This window comes from Streptomyces eurythermus (assembly GCF_014649115.1).
Taxonomy (GTDB): Bacteria; Actinomycetota; Actinomycetes; order Streptomycetales; family Streptomycetaceae; genus Streptomyces; species Streptomyces eurythermus.
In genome coordinates, this window is the sequence record NZ_BMSK01000009.1 from 260,308 (window position 1) to 280,626 (window position 20,319).

15 protein-coding genes are annotated in these 20,319 nt (G+C 73.1%); 2 read left to right on the plus strand and 13 right to left on the minus strand.

The genetic code is table 11. The features are described from left to right. The first annotated feature begins 139 nt into the window (after positions 1-139). Positions 140-1,510 carry an NsdA family TPR-like regulatory protein gene (locus tag IE251_RS19450; protein ID WP_189754246.1) on the plus strand — a complete coding sequence of 457 codons (1,371 nt, stop codon included), beginning with the start codon at positions 140-142 and terminating at the stop codon, positions 1,508-1,510. Between the two features lie 72 nt (positions 1,511-1,582). Here IE251_RS19450 and IE251_RS19455 read toward each other — a convergent pair whose 3' ends face one another. From IE251_RS19455 to IE251_RS19490, 8 genes are all read right to left on the minus strand, one after another. Then, complete coding sequence (locus IE251_RS19455; protein ID WP_189754247.1) at positions 1,583-2,740, minus strand: SUKH-4 family immunity protein; 1,158 nt, start codon at positions 2,738-2,740, stop codon at positions 1,583-1,585. A 194-nt stretch (positions 2,741-2,934) separates the two neighbouring features. After that, positions 2,935-3,090, minus strand: coding sequence for a hypothetical protein (locus tag IE251_RS19460; RefSeq protein WP_189754248.1), 156 nt, complete (start codon positions 3,088-3,090; stop codon positions 2,935-2,937). Positions 3,091-3,155: 65 nt separating this feature from the next. Next, the gene (locus tag IE251_RS19465; protein ID WP_189754249.1) at positions 3,156-5,465 is read right to left on the minus strand and encodes a xanthine dehydrogenase family protein molybdopterin-binding subunit; all 2,310 of its coding nucleotides are present in this window, start codon (positions 5,463-5,465) and stop codon (positions 3,156-3,158) included. Next, a complete protein-coding gene (locus tag IE251_RS19470) occupies positions 5,462-8,098 on the minus strand; it encodes a 2Fe-2S iron-sulfur cluster-binding protein (RefSeq protein ID WP_189754250.1) in 2,637 nt (878 codons plus the stop codon). The genes IE251_RS19465 and IE251_RS19470 overlap by 4 nt, the downstream gene beginning before the upstream one ends. Next, positions 8,095-8,988 carry an FAD binding domain-containing protein gene (locus tag IE251_RS19475; RefSeq protein WP_189754251.1) on the minus strand — a complete coding sequence of 298 codons (894 nt, stop codon included), beginning with the start codon at positions 8,986-8,988 and terminating at the stop codon, positions 8,095-8,097. Before IE251_RS19475 ends, IE251_RS19470 begins: the two co-directional genes overlap by 4 nt. Positions 8,989-9,270: 282 nt before the next feature. After that, positions 9,271-10,908 (minus strand): beta-N-acetylhexosaminidase, encoded by a 1,638-nt coding sequence (locus IE251_RS19480; RefSeq protein ID WP_189754252.1) that lies wholly within the window; start codon positions 10,906-10,908, stop codon positions 9,271-9,273. A gap of 191 nt (positions 10,909-11,099) precedes the next feature. Beyond that, on the minus strand, positions 11,100-11,384 hold the full coding sequence (locus tag IE251_RS19485; protein WP_030610517.1) for a DUF3039 domain-containing protein: 285 nt from the start codon (positions 11,382-11,384) through the stop codon (positions 11,100-11,102). A 29-nt stretch (positions 11,385-11,413) separates the two neighbouring features. Next, complete coding sequence (locus tag IE251_RS19490; protein ID WP_030610520.1) at positions 11,414-11,986, minus strand: YqgE/AlgH family protein; 573 nt, start codon at positions 11,984-11,986, stop codon at positions 11,414-11,416. A gap of 275 nt (positions 11,987-12,261) precedes the next feature. Here IE251_RS19490 and murA point away from each other — a divergent pair, with 275 nt between their 5' ends. After that, a complete protein-coding gene (gene murA / locus IE251_RS19495) occupies positions 12,262-13,602 on the plus strand; it encodes a UDP-N-acetylglucosamine 1-carboxyvinyltransferase (protein WP_189754253.1) in 1,341 nt (446 codons plus the stop codon). Between the two features lie 189 nt (positions 13,603-13,791). Here the strand turns inward: murA and IE251_RS19500 are convergent, their stop codons facing one another. The 5 genes from IE251_RS19500 to IE251_RS19520 form a co-directional block, all read right to left on the minus strand. Further along, positions 13,792-14,073, minus strand: coding sequence for an HU family DNA-binding protein (locus IE251_RS19500; RefSeq protein ID WP_023550134.1), 282 nt, complete (start codon positions 14,071-14,073; stop codon positions 13,792-13,794). A gap of 324 nt (positions 14,074-14,397) precedes the next feature. Next, positions 14,398-15,813, minus strand: a complete 1,416-nt coding sequence (locus IE251_RS19505; RefSeq protein ID WP_189754254.1) for an NAD-dependent malic enzyme — start codon at positions 15,811-15,813, stop codon at positions 14,398-14,400. A gap of 418 nt (positions 15,814-16,231) precedes the next feature. After that, entirely contained in the window at positions 16,232-18,583 is a 2,352-nt protein-coding gene (locus IE251_RS19510; RefSeq protein WP_189754255.1) for a HelD family protein, read from the minus strand. Positions 18,584-18,674: 91 nt separating this feature from the next. After that, complete coding sequence (locus IE251_RS19515) at positions 18,675-19,439, minus strand: anti-sigma factor family protein (RefSeq protein ID WP_229896849.1); 765 nt, start codon at positions 19,437-19,439, stop codon at positions 18,675-18,677. A gap of 62 nt (positions 19,440-19,501) precedes the next feature. Next, a complete protein-coding gene (locus IE251_RS19520; RefSeq protein ID WP_189754257.1) occupies positions 19,502-20,113 on the minus strand; it encodes a sigma-70 family RNA polymerase sigma factor in 612 nt (203 codons plus the stop codon). Positions 20,114-20,319: the final 206 nt, after the last annotated feature.

Sequence of the window (20,319 nt, forward strand, 5' to 3'; positions counted from 1 at the left end):
GCTCCTCGAGTTGCTCGCATTGCTCGCCTCTCACTGACGTTGTCGCTCTACGCAACCAAGTCGTCGCCCACAGCGGTACGGTGGGAGCCGGGGCAGAACTTGAACGACTTGAACTTCGAGTTCGCGGAGAGTGGTCGACATGCCGAAGCGCCAGCCGAACGAAAGCCTCGCCCGGTTGCTCGATGAAGCTGACTGGACGTACGGGCAACTGGCATCGGCCGTGAACCGGACCGGTGCCGAGCGGGGGCTTCGGCTGACCTACGACGAGTCCTCCGTGAAGCACTGGCTCGACGGCACGATGCCCCGGAAGAATGTCCGCCCTGTCGTCATCGAGGCCTTGGCCCGCCGCACCGGGCGCCCAGTCACCCTCGAGGAAGCGGGACTCGGCTCACCCACCACCGTGACCGGATTGGACGTAGCGACAGGCGAGCACGACCTGAACACCATTGAGGGTCTGGTTCACACCGGAAGGGCAGACATGGACCCATCTCGCCGCACGGTCCTGACCACCGCGCTCTACTCGGCCACACTGGCGGTACCGCGCTTCGATGACGCAGAAGAAACGCTGGACCGGCTGGAACACCAGGCCGCCGGCCGCACCGTCCGGATCGGCGCCGGGGACGTCGCCGTGGTCCGGAGCATGACGGACAGGATCGCCGGCATTCTCGACGAACTGGGAGGCGCGCACGCGCGGCCCATGGCTGCCGCGTTCCTTGTGAACTCGGTCGCCTCGTACCTTCGGGCCGATGGCCACGATGCCGTGAAGAAGGACATGCGGGCCGCCGCGTCCGATCTGGTCTACCTGACCGGGTGGATGGCCATGTACGAGCGCGCGCACGGCCTTGGCCAGCGGTACTACCGGCAGGCCCTCGGCCTGGCGAAAGCGGCGGACGATCAGGTGACGTACTGCCGCACCCTGCGGGGCATGGCGCTCCAGGCCGCCAACCTCCGGCATGCGAACAAGGCTCTGGAACTGGCGGACTCCGCCGCCGAGGCCGCACCCTCCGCCGGTCCGCGCCTTGTCGCCTTCCTGCGGGGGCAGCAAGCGCACGGGGCCGCGCTGGTCGGCGACCGACGGCAGGCCTTCTCTCGGCTCAGGGAGACCGAAGCCGCCCTGGCGAAGGCGGACAACCGGCGGGACGCCGTCGGGGGCTATGACCAGGCCGCCTACTTCTTCCACCAGTCCGCCGTGCTCCACGCCCTGGGCGATGTCCCCGGGTCGATCACGGCCATGCAGGCATCGAACCGGGTCCGCCCGCCGAAGGAGAAGCAGGGCAACGCCCACGCGAACGGACTGCTCGCCCAGCGGCAGTTCGAGGTCGGTCACGTCGAGGCGGCGTGTGCGACCTGGCACGCCTTCCTGGACGACTACGCGACGCTCAGTTCATCGCGGGCCGATGAACACTTCGACATCATGCGGCGACGCATCCGCCCGTACCTGAAGAACCCGAAGGTACGGGAGCTGAACGACCGGGCCCGGCAGATGGCCCGGCAGAAAGCCGCCGCCTGATCGCAGGTCACGGCATCCCAAGCCCGGCAGCATGGCCGATCAGGGGCGGGCGGTCGGCCGTGACCGGACGCGTCAGAGCACCCCGCCCGTCTCGTCCTGGAGCACGTGGGTCCAGTAGTGCCAGGTCGTTTCCGGGAGGGTGGCCGTGGGGTCTATGGACTGCAGGGTGTGGATCATGAGGGCGACCAGGTGGTCGTAGGCGTGGGTGGCCAGTTCGTGGCCCAGGTGGGTGTCGATCACGCGCTCGTGGTGGATGAGCCACAGGGTGAACGCCAGTGTGGAGACGTCGGTGTTGAGGGGGTGGAGCGTCGCGTCCGGCTCGCTGAAGGTCAGGACCGTGCCCGTTCTGCCGTCCACCACCAGGCTGGTCTCGTCCCTGAGGTGGCCGAGGCGGATCAGGTGGTCGCAGTGGGCCGGGAGGTCGGTGACGGGGCGGTCGGGGCGTTCCTCGGTGAAGTACTCCCGGAGCGTGGGCAGCGGGACGTCCGTGTCGGCCTGGTACAGGACCCCGGACTCCGGCAGTCCCGTCTCGCGCAGGAAGCGGCGCGTCGGCTCGTGGGTGAGCGTCGGCGGGAAGTCGACCTCCTCGAACCTGGTCACCCTGCCGTGCCCGAACTCCTGGTCCAGCACCCGCGCGGGCACGTCCAGGGCGAGCCCCGAAGCCGTGCCGGGGCCGGCGACCAGGGCGAGGGGGCGGATCAGGGCCGCCGCCTTCCAGTACGGCGGGACCTCGCCGTCCGAGTCCTCCTCGAAGAGGGTGAGGAGGCGGCGGGACGCCTCGGTCACGGTCTGCGGGCCGTACTGGCCCGCCAGGGAGGCGAACCGGCCGCGCAGGCCCGCGAGTTCCTCGGTGACCGCCGCGAAGCGCAGCAGCGTGTGCAGGGACGACGCTAAGGGGCGCGCGTCGTACGGGTCGCGCAGGAACGCCGTGGTCAGCTCGCCCGTGGCGCCGTCGAGCAGGATCGACTCGCGCTCCATCCCGGCCGGGGTGAGCAGTTCGCCTATGACCAGCCGGCCGCGCAGGTCCTCCGCCAGGCGCAGGGGGCCGTCGGCGGCGTCGGCGAGGGTGCGCAGGCCGTGCGTGCGCAGCGGGGAGAAGGTCAGCAGGTCGGTCACCGGGGGCAGGCCGGTGACCGTGAGCAGGCCGCGCGTCGGCGCGTGGGTGACGTAGCGGTCCAGTTCCGCCTCGGTCAGCGTGATCGCCGGAACCCCGGCGTCGGTCGTGCTCATCGCTCCCCCGCGATCTTCCCCGTGCGTGACGGACCCGCGCACACCGTCGTACGCGGTCCCGGGCAGGTGCCCCCACCGCTTCGCAGCCTACGCCGCCCCACTGACAACGGCCGCCACCAGGCAAGACGTTGGCCGGGCCGGGCACGTTGCCTGCCCGGCCGGATCGGCGTCCAGGGGTCCGCACCCCGTCCGGCTCAGGTGAAGTAGATCCCACCGAGGACAACGGCCAGTGCCGCCGCGGCGAACAGCAGGATCCACAGGGCCAGCCTGCCCGGCCCGGGAGGGGGTTCGTAACGCGGCTCGCCGGGCGGGGGAACGTGATCCGGGCCACCGGACGGGGACACGGACACGGCGGAGCACGGTTCGCCGGACGAGGGAACGTGGCGTGGCTCGTCCCCATCGGCCGGCGGTGTGCTCATCGGTCCGCGGCCACCGCCGCCTGCGGGCGGATCGGGAGGCGGTTGACCGGGCGGCCGGTGGCGGCGCGTACCGCGGAGGCGATCGCCGCCGGGGCCGTCACCACCGGGACCGCGCTGACCGACTTGGCGCCGAAGGGGGCGACCACGTCCCGTTCCTCGACCAGCTTGACGATCCGGATGTCGGGGGCGTCCAGGGCGGTCGGGAGGGCGTAGCCGGTCAGGTCGGGGTGGCGGACCAGGCCGCGGGGCGCGCGCAGGTTCTCGGTGAGGGCGATGCCCACGCCCTGGGTGACGCCGGCCTCGATCCGGGCCGCCAGCTGGGCCGGGTTGAGGACCCGGCCGACGTCCTGGGCGACCGCCAGCTCCACCACCCGTACCGAGCCCAGCTCGACGTCCACGTCCACCACCGCGCGGATCGCGCAGAACGCGAGGCCCACGAAGGCGTCGCCCTGCCCGGAGGCGTTCAGCGGCTCGGTCGGGTGCGGGCGGCACTGGGCCGTGGCCCACAGCTCCTTGCCCTCCAGCGCCTCCATGACGGTGGTCGACAGCACCCCGTCGTACGAGGTGATCTTGCCGTCGGTGATCTGGAGCAGCTCCGTCGACATGCCGAACTTGTGCGCGAGCGGCTGGAGGAGCTGGGTGCGGACCATCTTCGCCGCGCGCTCCACCGCGCCGCCCGACACCCAGGTGTGCCGGCCCCGGCAGCCCGCGCCGGCCGGCGGCTGGTCGGTGTCGACGGGCGCGACGTGGACCTCCTCGACGCCGAGGGTCTCCTGGACGATCTGCCGGGCCAGCGTGGTGAAGCCCTGGCCGGTCTCCACGGCGGCGCACAGCACGGTGGCCACCCCGTCGTGGACCTTGACCGTGGCCGTGGACACCTCGTCGGCGCCCTCCGCGCCCAGCATGTGCACCATGCCCAGGCCGTAGCCGACGCCCCGGCGCACCGCGCCCGGTTCGCCCGCGCCCTCGGGGCCGCCGGGCAGCAGCCACTCCTCCTCGGGCGTGTCCTTCGGCAGCGCGGGCAGCGGGAAGTCCCGTACCGCCTGGAGGAGTTCGGCGACCGGTGCCGGGCAGGTCACGGTCTGGCCGATGGGCAGGACGTCCCCGGTCGCCAGGACGTTGCGCAGCCGCAGCTCGGCCGGGTCCACGCCCAGTTTCCGCGCCAGTTTGTCCATCTGCGCCTCGTACGCGGCGCACACCTGCATGGCGCCCTCGCCGCGCACGTGGCCGGAGGGCGGGTTGTTGGTGCGCACGGCCCAGCCCTCGATGAACGCGTTCGGGACGACGTACGGGCCGCACGCGAAGGAGACGGCGGCGGCGAGGGCGTCGGCGGAGGTGTCGGCGTACGCGCCCGCGTCCAGCAGGATCTGCGCCTCGACCTTGACCAGCCGGCCCTCGGCGTCGGCGTGGTGGCGGTAGCGCAGCAGGGTGGGGTGGCGGTGGGCGTGGCCGAGGAAGGACTCCTCGCGGGTCGCCGTCAGCTTCACCGGGCAGCCGGTGCGCAGCGCGAGCAGGCCGAGCGGGAGCTGGAAGCCCTGGTCCTCGCGGTCGGCCGTGGCGCCGGGCACCCCGGTGACGACGATCTTCACCCGATCGGGGGACAGGCCGTAGCAGGCGGCGGCCGTGTTGCGGTCGGTGTGCGGGTCGGTGGAGGCCAGGTACAGCTCCACCCCGCCGTCCGGGCGGGGCACGGCCAGACCGGCCTCGGCGCCGATGGGGGCCGGGTCCTGGCGGCCGATGCGGTACAGGCCCTCGACCACGACCTCGCCGACCGCCTCCGGGTCTCCGTGGCGCAGCGGGATGTGCCGGATCAGGTTGCCGTCGGGGTGCAACGGCTCGGCCTCGAAGGCATGTTCCGGGTCGGTGACGGGGTCGAGGATCTCGTACTCGACGATGACGGCGGCGGCGGCCATCCGCGCGGTGTCCGGGTGGTCGGCGGCCACGGCCGCGATGGGCTCGCCGTGGTGGCGTACGACGTCGGAGGCGAACACCGGCCGGTCGGGCGTGCCGCGGCCGTGGCGGGGGGTGCCGGGCACGTCCTCGTGGGTGATGACGGCGCGGACGCCGGGCATCTCGCGCGCGTGCGTGGTGTCGATGGACACGATGCGCGCGTGCGCGTGCGGGGAGCGCAGTACGGCCGCCCACAGCAGGCCCTCGGCCCACAGGTCGGCGGCGTACGGGAAGGTGCCCTCGGTCTTGGCGCGGGCGTCGGCGTGCGGCAGGGAGACGCCGAGGCCGTGCGGCGACGGCTCGGCCTCGGGGGCGGGTTCCGGGGCGGTGGTCGCGATGCCGGCTTCGTTGCTCACGCCTGGCCTCCGTCCTGGCCGTAGTGCTGCTGGTCCTGCGGTCCCGGGGGCGTGGTGCCGTACGGGTCCGGCGTGTCGTACTGCTCCGGGAGCCGGGGGGCGGCGAACGCGCCGGGGGCCTCGAAGGCCGACGGGTGGACACCGCCGGAGCCGGGGGCCGCCTGGTGCGGGATACGTGCCTCGTCCGCGTCCGTCTCATGGCCGGCGTGGGACGCCTCACGCGACGCCTCGCGCTCGGCGACGACCTCCTTGACGGCCTCCAGGACGCCCCGGTAGCCCGAGCAGCGGCACAGGTTGCCGCACAGGGCCTGCCGGGCCTCCAGCTCGGTGGGCGCCGGGTTGCCCTCCAGCAGGTCGTGCACGGTCATCGCCATGCCGGGCACGCAGAAGCCGCACTGCACGGCGCCGCAGCGGGCCAGCGCGCGCTGGACGTCGGAGGGCTGCCCGTCCACGGCCAGGCCCTCGACGGTGCGGACCTCGCTGCCGGCCGTGGTGACCGCCGGGACCAGGCAGGACGCCACCAGCCGGCCGTCCACCTGGACGTTGCAGGCCCCGCACTCGCCCTGCGAGCAGCCGTCCTTGGCGCCCGCGAGACCGAGCCGTTCGCGCAGCACGTAGAGCAGCGACTCGCCGATCCAGGCGTCCGTGACCGGCCGGTCGGTGCCGTTGACCCGCAGGACGTAGGAGGCGAGGGGGTGGTCGTCGTGCGGCGGCAGGGGGGCGGCGGGGGGCTCTTCGGCGCCGTCGGGCACGGGCTCCTGGAACTCCTGGGCCTCCCGGGGTTCCCGAGTCTCGCCGGTTTCCGGGTGCTCCTTGGGTTCCTGGGGTTCCTGGTCGGGCTGGGCGTCGCCGGGGGCGCCGTCGTCCTCGGACGGCTCCGTGGCGGCGGGCGCCTCGGCGGGTTCCGCCGGGGCCGCAGGCGCGTCGGCCTCGGGTACGGCGGTCCCGGCCGGCCGCTCCGCGGTCTCGGCGGCATCGACGGCACCGGTGGCGTCGGCGGCGGCCGGGTCGGCGGGTTCCGCCGGATGGGCGGTGGGCTGCGCGGTTACGGCGGGGTCGGCGCCGGGCTCCGGGGCCGCAGTGGGATCGGTGACGGGAGGCGGCGCCACGGCAGGGTCCGCGGCGGAGTCCGCCGCGGGCTGCTCGGCCGCCGTCGGCGTGCCGGTGTGCGCGGCGGGATCCGACTCCGTCGTCGCCGCCTCCCCGTGGGCCTCCGGGGAGGCCGTGGGCGCCGCTGTGGCGGACTGGGGCGTCGGGGCCGGGCCGGTGGGCTGTGCGTGGCCCGACGGCGCTTCCGCGGGGCGCTCGGGGGCTTCCGCGAGGCCGTGGGCGTCCGCTTCCGGCGCCGCGTCGAGGCCGGTGGGCCCAGACGCCGGTACGGCCGGTTCGCCGGACGTGCCCGCGGTGCCGGCGGTACCGGGCGCGACCGTACCGCCGGGCGTGTCGCCGTCGGCCGCGTCGACGTGTCCGGCGTGGGCGTGCCCCGCCTCGACGGGACCGGCGCCGAGGTGACCGCCGTCGGGGTGCCCGGCGTCCGGCAGGGCGTGCCCGGTGTGCTCCGCGTCCCCGTGCCCCTCCTCGACGTGCCCGGTGTCCGGGTATCCCGTACCGGCATGCCCGGCGGCACCCTCGTGCCCGCTCCCGGGATGCCCGGCGCCGGAGTGACCCGCGTCCGCGGGCACAGCACCGTCATCGCCACCCGCGACATGCCCGGCGTCCGCGTGACCACCGCCGACCTGCCCGGCCTCCGGGTAACCGGCACCGGCGTGCCCAGCGCCCTCGTGACCACCCTCGACGTGCCCGGGATCCGCGTGACCGCCGGCCTGCCCGGCGTCCGCGTACCCCGCACCGGCATGCCCGGCAGCCCCCTCGTGACCGCCCTCGACATGCCCGGCGTCCGCGAGACCACCACCGACCTGCCCGGCCTCCGCGTAGCCCACGCCACCGTGCCCGGCAGCCCCCTCGTGACCGCCCTCGACGTGCCCGGCGTCCGCGTAACCGATCCCGTGGCCGTCCGAGTAGCCCTCGCCGTGCGTGGCGGGGCCGTGGCCGTAGCCGGTCTCGGGGCCGTACGTCTGCGGGGCCGTGTCCGACGGGTGGGTGACGGTGTCCCAGGAGTGGGGGGTGGCCCAGGGGGCCGGGGCGCCGCCGGGCAGGGTGGCCGGCGGGGTGCCGCCCCACTGCTCGACCAGCGACGACGTGGTGTACTCGCCGGATTCGTCCGGAAGCTCGCCCCCGGCGACGGGGATGGACCACTGCCCGGTGACGTCGTGCCCCGGGGCGGCCGGTGCCGCGGGCTCCTCGAAGGTCCACTGCTGGGTGGCACCGGGCTCGTAGGTGAACCGGTCGTCCGCCGCGTGCGAGGAGGCCGGCGCGGCGTTCGGGTCGGGCCACTGGCCGCCCTCGGGCGCCGGCCAGCCGGCGGTGCCGTCGGTGTGGGTGGCCGTGATCGGCGGCGGTACGTAGCCGTGGCCCGGCGCGGCCAGCGGGCTGTCGCCGGTGAGCAGGGCGTCGATGCCCCCCTCGGGGAGCTGGACGAAGGCGGTGGCGCCGTCGTCGTAGTCGCCCTGGGGCAGCGGGTTCCAGCGTCCGCCGCCCTGGGGCGTGCCCTCTCCGTGCTGGTCGTCGGTCACGACAGCGCCCTCCCCAGTGCTCGTCGGGCCAGCGCGGCGACGGTGCGCCGCAGGTGCAGTACGGCGGGCGGAAGCGGGACCACCGTGCCGTCGGGCTCGGGGGCCGGGTCGGGGATGCAGGCCGCGGCGACGTACTCGCCGAAGGCGTGCAGGGCCTCCGGGACGAGGGCGCGGTCGTTGTCCCAGTCGATGAGTCCCGCGATCCACTGCTCGGCCTCCAGGGGCCTGAGCGGCATCGGCGCTATGGCGCCGACGGCGCAGCGCACGCCGCGCCGGGCGGGGTCGAGGACGAGGGCCACGGAGGCCAGCGCGCGGCCCGGGCCGGTGCGTCCGGTGGCCTTGAGGAAGACCTGCGGGGCGTGCAGCAGCGGTACGCGGACGTAGCCGATGAGTTCGCCGCCGCGCAGCATCTCCACGCCGGCCAGCAGGTGCGACACCGGGATCTCCCGGCGGGCCCCGCCCGGGCCCGCGATGACCAGCGTCGCTTCCAGCGCGGCCAGCACCGGCAGCGCGTCCCCGGTGGGGGCGGCGGAGGCGATGTTGCCGCCCAGGGTGCCCGCGTTGCGGATGTGCGGCGGGCCGGCGGCGCGCGCGGCGGCGGCGAGCGCCGGGATGAGGGCCGCGAAGTCGGGGCGGCCCATGCGCGCGTGGGTGAGGCCGGCGCCGAGCAGCGCGTGGCCGTCCTGGTACTGCCAGCCGCGGATCTCGCTGATGCGGCCCAGTCCCACCAGGGCGGCGGGCCTGAGCTGGCCGGAGTTGACGGCGGCCATCAGGTCGGTGCCGCCCGCCACGGGGACGGCGGTGGGCAGGGCCGCGAGGGCCGCCACCGCCTCGTCCAGCGTCGTGGGCAACGTGACGGCCTGTGCCGTCCGCGGTGCGTGCGTGGTCAAACCGGCTGCCCCTTCCCGCTGCCCCACCTGGTCCCGCCTGTGTTGCCGTACGGTACGTGCTGACAGGGCGGACGACGCAACTCTGGCACATCTTCGCAACGCCCGAACGCGGGGGTCCGCTAGGAGGCTTTCGCCCACCTCACCGGGGGGTTGGTCCGGTTTCGCACGGCATCGGAGGTGCGTGCGGATTGCCACTCTTCGGTGATACTGCCGGGGTTTTTCCGGTACTTGTTCGGGGGCGGGGAGTGCGGGGCGGGGCAGGTCCGGCGGGGTGCCGTGCGGTCAGCGGTTCGGGGGCGGTCCCTCGATCGGGCGGCCGGGCACGCCGGGGCGGCGCTGCCACGGGCGGGGTCCGGCGGGTGGCCGGTAGGCGACCCCGAGGGCGTCAAGTCGCCGGTAGTGGGCGGTCATCCGGCGTTCGAAGTCCGCGTAGTCCCGGTCGGCGGGGGCGGGCAGCGGGCTCCAGGCGACCTCGGCGAACGCGGCGAGACGGGGGAAGGCCTGGTAGTCGACGCGCGCGGAGTCCTCCAGCACCTCGGTCCACACGTTGGCCTGGGTGCCCAGCACGTGCCGGGCCTCCTCCTCGGTGAGCCCGGCCGGTACCGGTTCGAACCGGTAGACGTCCTCCAGGGTGCGTACGAAGCCGATGGGCACGGGTTCGTCGTCGCCGGGGGCCTGCCGGTGGTCCAGGTACACGTACTGCTCCGGGCACATGACCACGTCGTGGCCGGCCCGCGCGGCGGCGATGCCGCCCGCGTAGCCGCGCCAGGAGGCGACGGCCGCGCCCGGCGCGAGTCCGCCCTCCAGGATCTCGTCCCAGCCGATGAGGCGGCGTCCGCGCGCGGCGAGCCAGGCGTCGAAGTGCCCGATGAACCAGGACTGGAGCGCGTCCTCGTCGGTGAGGCCGAGGTCGGCGATGCGGGTCTTGGCCGTGACGGACTCGGTCCACTGCTCCTTGCGGCACTCGTCGCCGCCGACGTGCACGAACCCGGAGAACTCGGCGGCGTCGGCGGGGAACAGCTCCAGGACTTCCTCGAACACCCCTTCGTAGAAGCGCAGGGTGGTGTCGGTGGGGGCGAGTACGTTGGACGAGATGCCCCAGGTGTCCCAGACGGAGAGGGCGGCGGTGTCGACGACGTCGGTGTTGCCGAGTTCGGGGTAGGCGGCGATGGCGGCCTGCGAGTGGCCCGGTACGTCGATCTCGGGGACGACGCTGATGTGCCGCTCGGCGGCGTAGGCGACGATCTCCCGGATGTCGTCCTGGGTGTAGTAGCCGCCGTGCGGTTTCTCGTCCCACAGCGGTGAGGCGCGGTGGCCGAATTTGGTCCGCGAGCGCCAGGAGGCGATTTCGGTCAGTTTCGGGTAGCGCCGGATCTCGATCCGCCAGCCCTGGTCGTCCGTCAGGTGCAGGTGCAGGACGTTGAGTTTGTGCGCGGCCATCAGGTCCAGATAGCGCAGCACGCCCTCCTTGGGCATGAAGTGCCGGGCGACGTCGAGGAGCAGGCCGCGCCAGCGGAAGCGGGGGGCGTCCTCGACGGCCCCGGCGGGGACGGAGAGTGCCGCGGCCGGGCGCAGGGGGGCGCGGCGGAAGGCGTCGGGGCCGAGCAGCTGGCGCAGGGTCTGGGCGCCCCAGAACACGCCGGCCGGGCCGCCGCCGCGGATCTCCACGCCGGTCCCGGGAGCGGCGGTGAGCCGGTACGCCTCGGGGGCGAGGGTGTCGTCCAGGAGCAGCCGTACGCCGTCGCGGGCGTCCGGCGGCCCGGGGCGCAGCGGCAGGTTCAGGGCCGCGCCGAGGGTGGCGCGCAGCCAGCGTTCGGCGCGTTCGGTGCCCGGAGCGGCCCACAGTGTGGTGTCCGGGCCGAGCGGCACGCCCGGTCCGGCGGGTTCCTCGACGGCGCGCGGCGCCGGAATCAGTTCCACGTCCTCAGCCCCCTGGGGAGGTCGTTGCAGTATGCGCAACGGTCGTTGCACAAAGCGGCACCTCGAAGGCTAGGCACTGCGCCGGGCCCCCACAAGAGGTCTGGACCAGTCGGCGGCCGGAAAACACGAAGATCCCCGGGACGCGCCGTACGCGCGTCCCGGGGACCTCACCGCCTCGGCCGGGCCGGGACCTACTTGTCGCCGCCCTTGCCCTTGTCGTCGCCGCCGCTGCCCATGGATTCGTAGATCTCCTTGCACATGGGGCAGACGGGGTACTTCTTCGGGTCGCGGCCCGGCACCCAGACCTTGCCGCACAGCGCCACGACGGGGGTGCCGTCGAGGGCGCTCGCCATGATCTTGTCCTTCTGGACGTAGTGGGCGAAGCGCTCGTGGTCACCGTCGCCGTGGGACACCTGCGGCGTCGGCTCTACGAGGGTCCCCGTACCAGTCCCGCGCTCGGGCTCGAGAGTGCTCATAACAGCCAGGGTACTGAAGCCCACACGCATCAGTTGAGCGAAGGGTCGTCGGGATACGTGGCCACCATCGCCAGCTCGCTGCGCTGGCGGCGCAGCACCTCGCGCCACAGCCGCTCCGGGGCCGGCGAGGACACGTCGCCCGGCTCGGACTCCACGACGTACCAGGCGCCCTCCACCAGCTCGTCCTCCAGCTGGCCGGGACCCCAGCCCGCGTACCCGGCGAAGATCCGCAGGCTGCCCACGGCCGAGGCGAGCAGCTCCGGCGGCGCCTCCAGGTCGACCAGGCCGATCGCGCCGTAGACCCGCCGCCAGCCCAGCGGCGCCCGGTCGCCGTCGGCGCCGCCCGGGATGACCGCCACGCCCAGCGCCGAGTCCAGCGACACCGGGCCGCCCTGGAAGACCACACCGGGCTCGCCGGCCAGGTCGGCCCAGCCCTCCAGGATGTCGCCGACGACCACGGGGGTGGGACGGTTCAGGACGACACCGAGGGAACCCTCCTCGTCGTGGTCGAGGAGGAGCACCACCGCACGGTCGAAGTTCGGGTCCGCCAGGGCGGGAGTGGCCACGAGCAGCCGCCCTGTGAGCGAGGACACCTCGGTCATGCCAGACATGATCCCGCATCTTCCCCGGGTGTGGGGAGCCAATCGGGGGCACGCAGGTGAAGCAGGTCGGGACCGGGACACGCCCCCGGCGCACGCCCGGACCACCGGTGACCCCATGTGCCGGAAAGGGAACGGTTCGTGTTGTGACACAGCTATGACGGTCTGGCCGGGGACTGGGCTTACGGGAGGGGGGTAATCGGCGATTACCCTGTCTTCCCGGCCCCTGCGCACAGTGATCGGCCGGCCCCTGACCAACTCATCGGAACGCGAGATTCATGACCGTCAACGACGATGTCCTGCTTGTCCACGGCGGAACCCCGCTGGAGGGCGAGATCCGTGTCCGCGGTGCGAAGAACCTCGTGCCGAAGGCCATGGTCGCCGCCCTGCTGGGCAGCGAGCCGAGCCGACTGCGCAACGTTCCGGACATCCGTGACGTGCGCGTGGTGCGCGGCCTGCTCCAGCTGCACGGGGTGACGGTCCGTCCGGGCGAGGAGCCGGGCGAACTGGTGATGGACCCGACGCGTGTGGAGAGCGCCAACGTCGCCGACATCGACGCCCACGCGGGTTCCAGCCGCATCCCGATCCTCTTCTGCGGCCCGCTGCTGCACCGTCTCGGCCACGCGTTCATCCCCGGTCTCGGCGGCTGTGACATCGGCGGCCGGCCCATCGACTTCCACTTCGACGTGCTGCGGCAGTTCGGCGCGACGATCGAGAAGCGGGCCGACGGGCAGTACCTGGAGGCTCCGCAGCGGCTGCGCGGCACGAAGATACGGCTGCCCTACCCGTCCGTCGGCGCGACCGAGCAGGTGCTGCTGACGGCCGTACTGGCCGAAGGCGTCACGGAGTTGTCCAACGCGGCCGTCGAGCCGGAGATCGAGGACCTCATCTGCGTGCTGCAGAAGATGGGCGCGATCATCGCGATGGACACCGACCGCACGATCCGCATCACCGGTGTGGACAAGCTGTCCGGCTACACCCACCGCGCCCTGCCGGACCGCCTGGAGGCCGCCTCCTGGGCCTCGGCGGCGCTCGCGACCAACGGCGACATCTACGTCCGCGGCGCCCAGCAGCGCTCGATGATGACGTTCCTGAACACCTACCGCAAGGTGGGCGGCGCCTTCGAGATCGACGACGAGGGCATCCGTTTCTGGCACCCGGGCGGGCAGTTGAAGTCCATCGCCCTGGAGACGGACGTGCACCCCGGTTTCCAGACGGACTGGCAGCAGCCGCTGGTGGTGGCCCTGACCCAGGCCACGGGCCTGTCCATCATCCACGAGACGGTCTACGAGTCCCGGCTCGGCTTCACCTCCGCGCTGAACCAGATGGGCGCGCACATCCAGCTCTACCGCGAGTGCCTGGGCGGCTCCGCCTGCCGCTTCGGCGCGCGCAACTTCCTGCACTCCGCGGTCGTCTCCGGCCCGACCAGGCTCCAGGGCGCCGATCTGGTCATCCCCGACCTGCGCGGCGGCTTCTCCTACCTCATCGCGGCCCTCGCCGCCGAGGGCACCTCCCGCGTCCACGGCATCGAGCTGATCAACCGCGGCTACGAGAACTTCATGGACAAGCTCGTCGAACTCGGCGCGAAGGTCGAACTCCCGGGCAAGGCGCTCGGCTAGACCCCACGAACGCCGAAAGGGCGGCCCCCTCGATGGAAGGGGGCCGCCCTTTTCGGCGTCCTGAGCCTGAGGCGCCCCGAAGGGGCGCGGGGCCGTGTCGATCAGCGGCTCCGCCGCGGGGCGCGATCAACCACAGCGGACCCGCAGTAGCCCACTGCGCTCAGTGGGCCGGCGCTCAGAGCGGAGCGATTACTTGCCCTTGGCGGCTTCCTTGAGCTTGCTGCCCGCGGTGACCTTCACGCTGTAGCCGGCCGGGATGTTGATGGGCTCGCCGGTCTGCGGGTTGCGCGCGGTGCGAGCGGCACGGTGGGTGCGCTCGAAGGTCAGGAAGCCAGGGATGGTGACCTTCTCGTCGCCCTTGGCGACGATCTCGCCGACGGTCTCGGCGAACGCGGCCAGCACGGCGTCGGCGTCCTTGCGGGTCACCTCGGCGCGGTCGGCCAGCGCGGCCACCAGCTCACTGCGGTTCATGTTGTTACTCCCGTATTTTTCTTGCCGTTGGGGTGTGCCACGCGGCGGTGCCGCCCGAGGCACTGCGATGCCGATGCGCTCGCGCCCTTGGGGGTGCCCCCGGAGGGACATGGTCCCTGGGGGAGCATCCTGCCCCTACCTGCGGCGGGAAAGCCAATCCGGCACCCGTAGGAGTCGTGAGAACACCCTGGGGAGTCACACGAAGAGCGCCCGCTCGGCCGTCACCCTAGAGTGCGCCCGGCATCCGGTGGTTCCACGACGCGCCGGTGCGGGGGGCCGCCGTGGTGATACTCACAGCCCCCTGCACCGTACGACACGCCGTGGTCAGGCCGTCGCGCCGGCCGCCTTGGCGGCCTCCCGGACCGCCCCGGCCACGGCGCCCGCGACCTTGTCGTTGAAGACGCTGGGGATGATGTAGTTCGGGTTCAGCTCGTCCTCGCTCACCACGTCGGCCAGGGCCTTGGCGGCGGCGAGCATCATCTCGGTGTTGACGGTGCGGGACTGCGCGTCCAGCAGGCCGCGGAAGACGCCCGGGAAGACCAGCACGTTGTTGATCTGGTTCGGGAAGTCGGAGCGGCCGGTGGCCACGACGGCCGCCGTCTGCCGGGCGATCGCCGGGTCCACCTCGGGGTCGGGGTTCGCGAGCGCGAACACGATGGCGCCCTCGGCCATGGCGGCCACGTCGGCGCCGTCCAGGACGTTCGGGGCGGAGACGCCGATGAAGACGTCGGCGCCGCGCACGGCCTCCTTCAGGGTGCCGGTGAGGCCCTCGGGGTTGGTGTTGTCGGCGATCCAGCGCAGCGGCGAGTCGGCCGGGGCGTCCACCAGGTCCTCGCGGCCGGCGTGCACGACGCCGTGGATGTCCGCGACGACGGCGTTCTTCACGCCGGCCGCCAGCAGCAGCTTGAGGATGGCCGTACCGGCCGCGCCGGCGCCGGACATGACGACCCGGATGTTCTGGATCGCCTTGTCCGTCACGCGCAGCGCGTTGGTCAGGGCGGCGAGCACGACGATGGCGGTGCCGTGCTGGTCGTCGTGGAAGACCGGGATGTCCAGGGCCTCGCGCAGCCGGGCCTCGATCTCGAAGCAGCGCGGCGCGGAGATGTCCTCCAGGTTGATGCCGGCGAAGCCCGGGGCGATCGCCTTGACGATCTCCACGATCGCGTCGGTGTCCTGGGTGTCCAGGCAGATCGGCCAGGCGTCGATGCCGGCGAAGCGCTTGAAGAGGGCCGCCTTGCCCTCCATGACGGGCAGCGCGGCCTTGGGGCCGATGTTGCCGAGGCCCAGCACGGCGGAGCCGTCCGTCACGACCGCAACGGAGTTGCGCTTGATGGTGAGGCGGCGGGCGTCCTCGGGGTTCTCGGCGATGGCCATGCAGACGCGGGCCACGCCGGGCGTGTAGACCATGGAGAGGTCGTCACGGTTGCGGATGGGGTGCTTCGACGCCATCTCGATCTTGCCGCCGAGGTGCATCAGGAACGTACGGTCGGAGACCTTCCCGAGCGTGACGCCCTCGATGCCGCGCAGCTTCTCGACGATCTCCTCGGCGTGGGCCGTGGAGGTGGCCGCGATGGTGACGTCGATACGGAGCTTCTCGTGGCCGGACGCGGTGACGTCGAGGCCGGTCACCGAGCCTCCGGAGGACTCCACGGCGGTGGTGAGCTGCGAGACGGCCGTTCCGCTCGCGGGCACCTCCAGCCGGATCGTCATCGAGTAGGAGACGCTGGGCGCCGTTGCCATGGCCGACTTCCTCTGCTTTCACCGTGTCGCGAGTTGTGCCGTCCGATCGTCGCACCTACCACTCAGTACGTGGTAGTCGCCCTGGGTTGCGGACGTTTTGTTCACGCGACGTTCCCTGCGGGATACGTGGTTTCGGAAAACTACTTCCACCATACGAGAAACGATCGGACGTGAAAAGGGGCCGCCGGAGCAAAGAAAGAGGCCCACGTCACATCCGTGACGTGGGCCTCCCACGCTTATGACACCGACCCGCCATGCTCGCCTCGCGGCAAGTGGTCGCTCGTAGCGACGAAGGTTGGGCCCGGGGGCTTGGATCGGGCCGGTGCCACACCAAGGCTAACAAACCCTCGCCCAGGGCCATTCCCCCTGCGCGGGATTGCTCGAAATCGGCCCCTGAACGGGACCGCGCCCCCGCCCGTCAGTCCCTGAGCAGGTCCGGCACTCCGGCCGCGTCCGGCTCGTCCCGCTGGCCCGAGACCACCGTCAGCTGCTGGGTGGCCCGGGTCAGCGCCACGTACAGCACCCGCAGGCCGGCCGGCGACTCGTCGGCGATCTCCGCGGGCGAGACGACGACCGTCGCGTCGTACTCCAGACCCTTGGCCTCCAGGCTGCCGAGGGCCACCACCCGGTCGCCCAGCCCGGCCAGCCAGCGCCGGGCCTCCTCGCGCCGGCCCATCGCCACCACCACGCCGACCGTGCCGTCCACCAGGCCCAGCAGCCGCTCGGCCTCCGCGCGCACCGTCCGCTCCAGGGAGTCCCCCACGACGGTGAAGCGCGGCCGCACCCCCGTCGACCGCACGGCGGAGGGGGACTCGGCGCCGGGCATGGCGAGCGCGAGCACCTTCGCGGCCAGCTCGGCGATCTCGGCCGGGTTGCGGTAGTTCACGGTGAGCTGGAAGCGGCGTCTGGGCCGGGTGCCCAGCGCCTCGTCGCGGGCCTCGGCCGCCTCGTCCGGGTCGGACCAGGAGGACTGTGCCGGGTCCCCGACGACCGTCCAGGTGGCCTGCCGGCCGCGACGGCCGACCATGCGCCACTGCATCGGGGTGAGGTCCTGCGCCTCGTCCACGATGACGTGCGCGTACTCGGTGCGCTCCTGCGCCAGCCGCTCGGCCCGCTCGCGCTGGGTCTCCTCGCGCACCGGCATCAGCTCCTCCAGGCCGGTGAGCTGGTCCAGCGGGTCCAGTTCGCGCTTCTTCCGGGGGCGGGCCGGGGCGCCGAGGATCGCCTGGAGCTCGTCGAGCAGGGCGATGTCGTGCACGGAGAGGCCGTCCCGCTTGAGCGAGCGGGCGACCTTGCGGACCTCGCCGGGGTTGAGCACGCGGCGGGCCCAGCGGCCGAGCCGCTTCTCGTCGGCCATCGCGGCGAGCACGGCCTTCGGGGTCAGCTCGGGCCACCAGGCGTCGAGGAACGCCAGGAAGGAGTCCTCGCTCGTGACGTCCTCGTCGAAGGAGGAGCGCAGCTCGGCGGCCAGCTCCGGGTCGGTGTGCCGGCCGGCGGCGCCGGAGCGGGCCCACAGGGCGTCCAGCAACAGCTTGCGGGCGCGCGGGCGGAGCAGGTTGACCGGGGCGGTGCCGGTGAGCGCGGTACGGCGGATACGTTCCAGCTCGTCGGCCTCCAGTTCGAGCCGGCGCCCGAAGGCCACGACGCGCAGTCTGGAGGGCGGGCCGTCACCGGGCCGGCCCTCGTCGTCCTCGGCGTCGGCCGGCGCGGCGGGGCCCAGCTCCAGGGCGCCCCGGGCTGCCTTGCGCAGCACCTTCAGCATCCGGGAGGAGCCCTTGGCGCGGGCCACGGACGGGGAGTCGTAGACGGTGGCCTCCGCGCCGTCGACCAGGGAGCCGATGGCGCGGATGGCGACCTGGCCCTCCTCGCCGAGCGAGGGCAGCACGCCCTCGGTGTAGGCGACCAGCAGCGGGGTCGGGGAGACGATCAGGATGCCGCCCGCGTAGCGCCTGCGGTCCTGGTAGAGCAGGTAGGCGGCGCGGTGCAGGGCGACGGCGGTCTTCCCGGTGCCCGGTCCGCCCTCCACGTAGGTGATGGAGGCGGCGGGGGCCCGGATGACCAGGTCCTGCTCGGCCTGGATGGAGGAGACGATGTCCCGCATGGTGTGGCCGCGGGCCTGGCCGAGGGCGGCCATCAGGGCGCCGTCGCCGATGACGGGCAGCTCCCGGCCGTCCAGGTAGGCGGTCAGCTCCGGCCGCATCAGGTCGTCCTCGACACCGAGCACCCGCCGCCCCTTGGAGCGGATGACCCGGCGCCGCACCACCCGTCCCGGCTCCACCGGCGTGGCCCGGTAGAAGGGCGCGGCGGCCGGCGCCCGCCAGTCGATGACCAGCGGGGAGTAGTCCTGGTCGAGGACGCCGATACGGCCGATGTGCAGCGTTTCGGCGATGTCGGCGGTGTTGTCCTCGCGCACGGCGCCCTCGGCGGGGTCGACGGCCGTGTAGGCGCCGTCGGGCCCCTTCTTGCCGTCCTTGCCGAGCAGCAGGTCGATCCGTCCGAACAGGAAGTCCTCGAACTCGTTGTTCAGCCGGTTGAGATGGACACCGGCCCGGAAGACCTGGGCGTCCCGTTCGGCGAGCGCGCCCGGGGTGCCGACCTGGCCGCGCTGGGCCGCGTCGCGCATCAGGAACTCGGCCTCGTGGATCTTCTCCTCTAGCCGCCGGTACACCCGGTCCAGGTGTTCCTGTTCGACGCTGATCTCCCGGTCACGGACGGAATCGTGTGCCTCGTGTACCGAGCCGACCGCGGACTGCTGAACCTGAGCGGCCACCTGGCCCCCTTCTGACGTGCTGGGCAGCCGTCAACCGTACGCGAAGGGGGCCGGTCAAAGCTACGGGGCGGTCACCCGGGGCGCGCCCGGGCTACGCGTCGACCTCCACCAGCTTCCTCCCCTCGAACGTCACCACCTCGAAGTGGTCGATCTCGTCGGGCCGGAAGGCCGCCGCCCCGCCGATGTAGAGCGGTTTCCGCGCGTTCTCGCTCTCGGCGTCCGGGAGGCCGTACCCCCGGTCGGGCACCGTCCACGACGACATGGTCACGCGCTGGCCGTTCTTGGCGACGAGCACCAGGGAGCACTTCAGCGGCCCCTTGACGTTCTTCAGCTCCAGCACCGCCTGGGTGCCCCAGTCCTTGCCGGTCATGGCGACGGTCGCGCTGACGTGCGTCGAGGCGTCCGTGGCGGACTTCCGGTCGGACATGGTGCGGAACGCGGACTGGGCCGGCGGCGCGGCGACCTGCCCGCCGTCCGAGCCGCCGCCGGCCGCGACCGCGGCCAGCGGGCCCGCGACGACCAGGGCCGCCGCGGCGGCGATCATGTAGAAGCCGCGGCGGCGCTTGCGGGCGCGCTGCTCGGCGACCTCGTCCACCAGCTTCTCCACCAGCCGGGGGCTGGGCCGGGCGGCCAGCGACTCGCCGATAGCGGGCGTGCCGCCGGAGCCCGGCAGGTCGGCCAGCGCGGCGAGCATCGGCTCCATCCCGGCCAGCTCGTCCAGTTGCCGGGCGCACCACTCGCAGCCGGCGAGGTGCGCCTCGAAAGCGGTTGCCTCGGCGTCGTCGAGGATCCCGAGGGCGTAGGCGCCCACGGTCTCGTGTTCGCTCGGCGGCGAAGATCCCTGGCTGGGGTTCATGGGCCCAGACATACCCGGACCACCCGGTCCGAATCCCCGCTCTCCCCCGTACCCGCTGCTCATCACGCCGTCACCCCCCGCTCCTCCAGTGCCAGCTTCATCGACCGCAGGGCGTAGAACACCCGGGAACGGACGGTTCCGCTGGGTATGCCCAGGGTCTGGGCCGCCTCATTGACGGTACGCCCCTTGAAGTACGTCTCGACGAGGACCTCCCGGTGGGCCGGGGTCAGGTCGTCGAGCGCGTCCGACAGCGTCATCAGCCACAGCGCCTTGTCGATCTCGTCCTCCGCGGGGATGACCTCCAGCGGCGACGGATCGACCTCCTGCGGCCGGGCCTGCCGGCTGCGGTGGCCGTCGATGACGATGCGGCGCGCGACCGTCACCAGCCAGGGGCGTACCGAACCGGTCGCCCGATTGAGCTGACCGGCGTTCTTCCAGGCACGGATAAGCGTTTCCTGTACGACGTCCTCGGCGCGCTGCCGGTCACCGGCGACCAGCCGCAGGACGTAGGCGAGCAGCGGACCGGCGTGCTCCCGGTACAGCGCGCGCACCAGATCCTCGTCCGGCTCCGCGGACGGCGCGGGCACGCGGGGCTCCGCGGGGTGTGCGGACATGCGATGTCGGGCCCTCGTTCCACGGTCCTTGGCCACGGCCGCATCCTTGCGCACGCCCACCTCCGGTGTCCGGGGGTTCCCCCAGTCGGTCGCTCGCCCACCCGTACGCAGCGGGGCGGCGGGGCGTTCAAACCGGAGGCGCGGATTTCCCGGTGTCGGGCCGCCGACCGGGACATGCCCGCACATTTCCACCTCGGGATCTTCACCCGGGGGACACGGCCGGGCGGGGCGGCCGCGCATGTCCCGGCGTCGGGTGGTCCTGCGCG

Bases quoted from the DNA above. Each gene is read 5' to 3' on its own strand.
- IE251_RS19515 (WP_229896849.1), bottom strand. From the start codon at position 19,439: ATGAACCCCAGCCAGGGATCTTCGCCGCCGAGCGAACACGAGACCGTG.
- IE251_RS19455 (WP_189754247.1), bottom strand. From the start codon at position 2,740: ATGAGCACGACCGACGCCGGGGTTCCGGCGATCACGCTGACCGAGGCG.
- IE251_RS19500 (WP_023550134.1), bottom strand. From the start codon at position 14,073: ATGAACCGCAGTGAGCTGGTGGCCGCGCTGGCCGACCGCGCCGAGGTG.
- IE251_RS19505 (WP_189754254.1), bottom strand. From the start codon at position 15,813: ATGGCAACGGCGCCCAGCGTCTCCTACTCGATGACGATCCGGCTGGAG.
- murA (WP_189754253.1), top strand. From the start codon at position 12,262: ATGACCGTCAACGACGATGTCCTGCTTGTCCACGGCGGAACCCCGCTG.
- IE251_RS19490 (WP_030610520.1), bottom strand. From the start codon at position 11,986: ATGACCGAGGTGTCCTCGCTCACAGGGCGGCTGCTCGTGGCCACTCCC.
- IE251_RS19485 (WP_030610517.1), bottom strand. From the start codon at position 11,384: ATGAGCACTCTCGAGCCCGAGCGCGGGACTGGTACGGGGACCCTCGTA.
- IE251_RS19450 (WP_189754246.1), top strand. From the start codon at position 140: ATGCCGAAGCGCCAGCCGAACGAAAGCCTCGCCCGGTTGCTCGATGAA.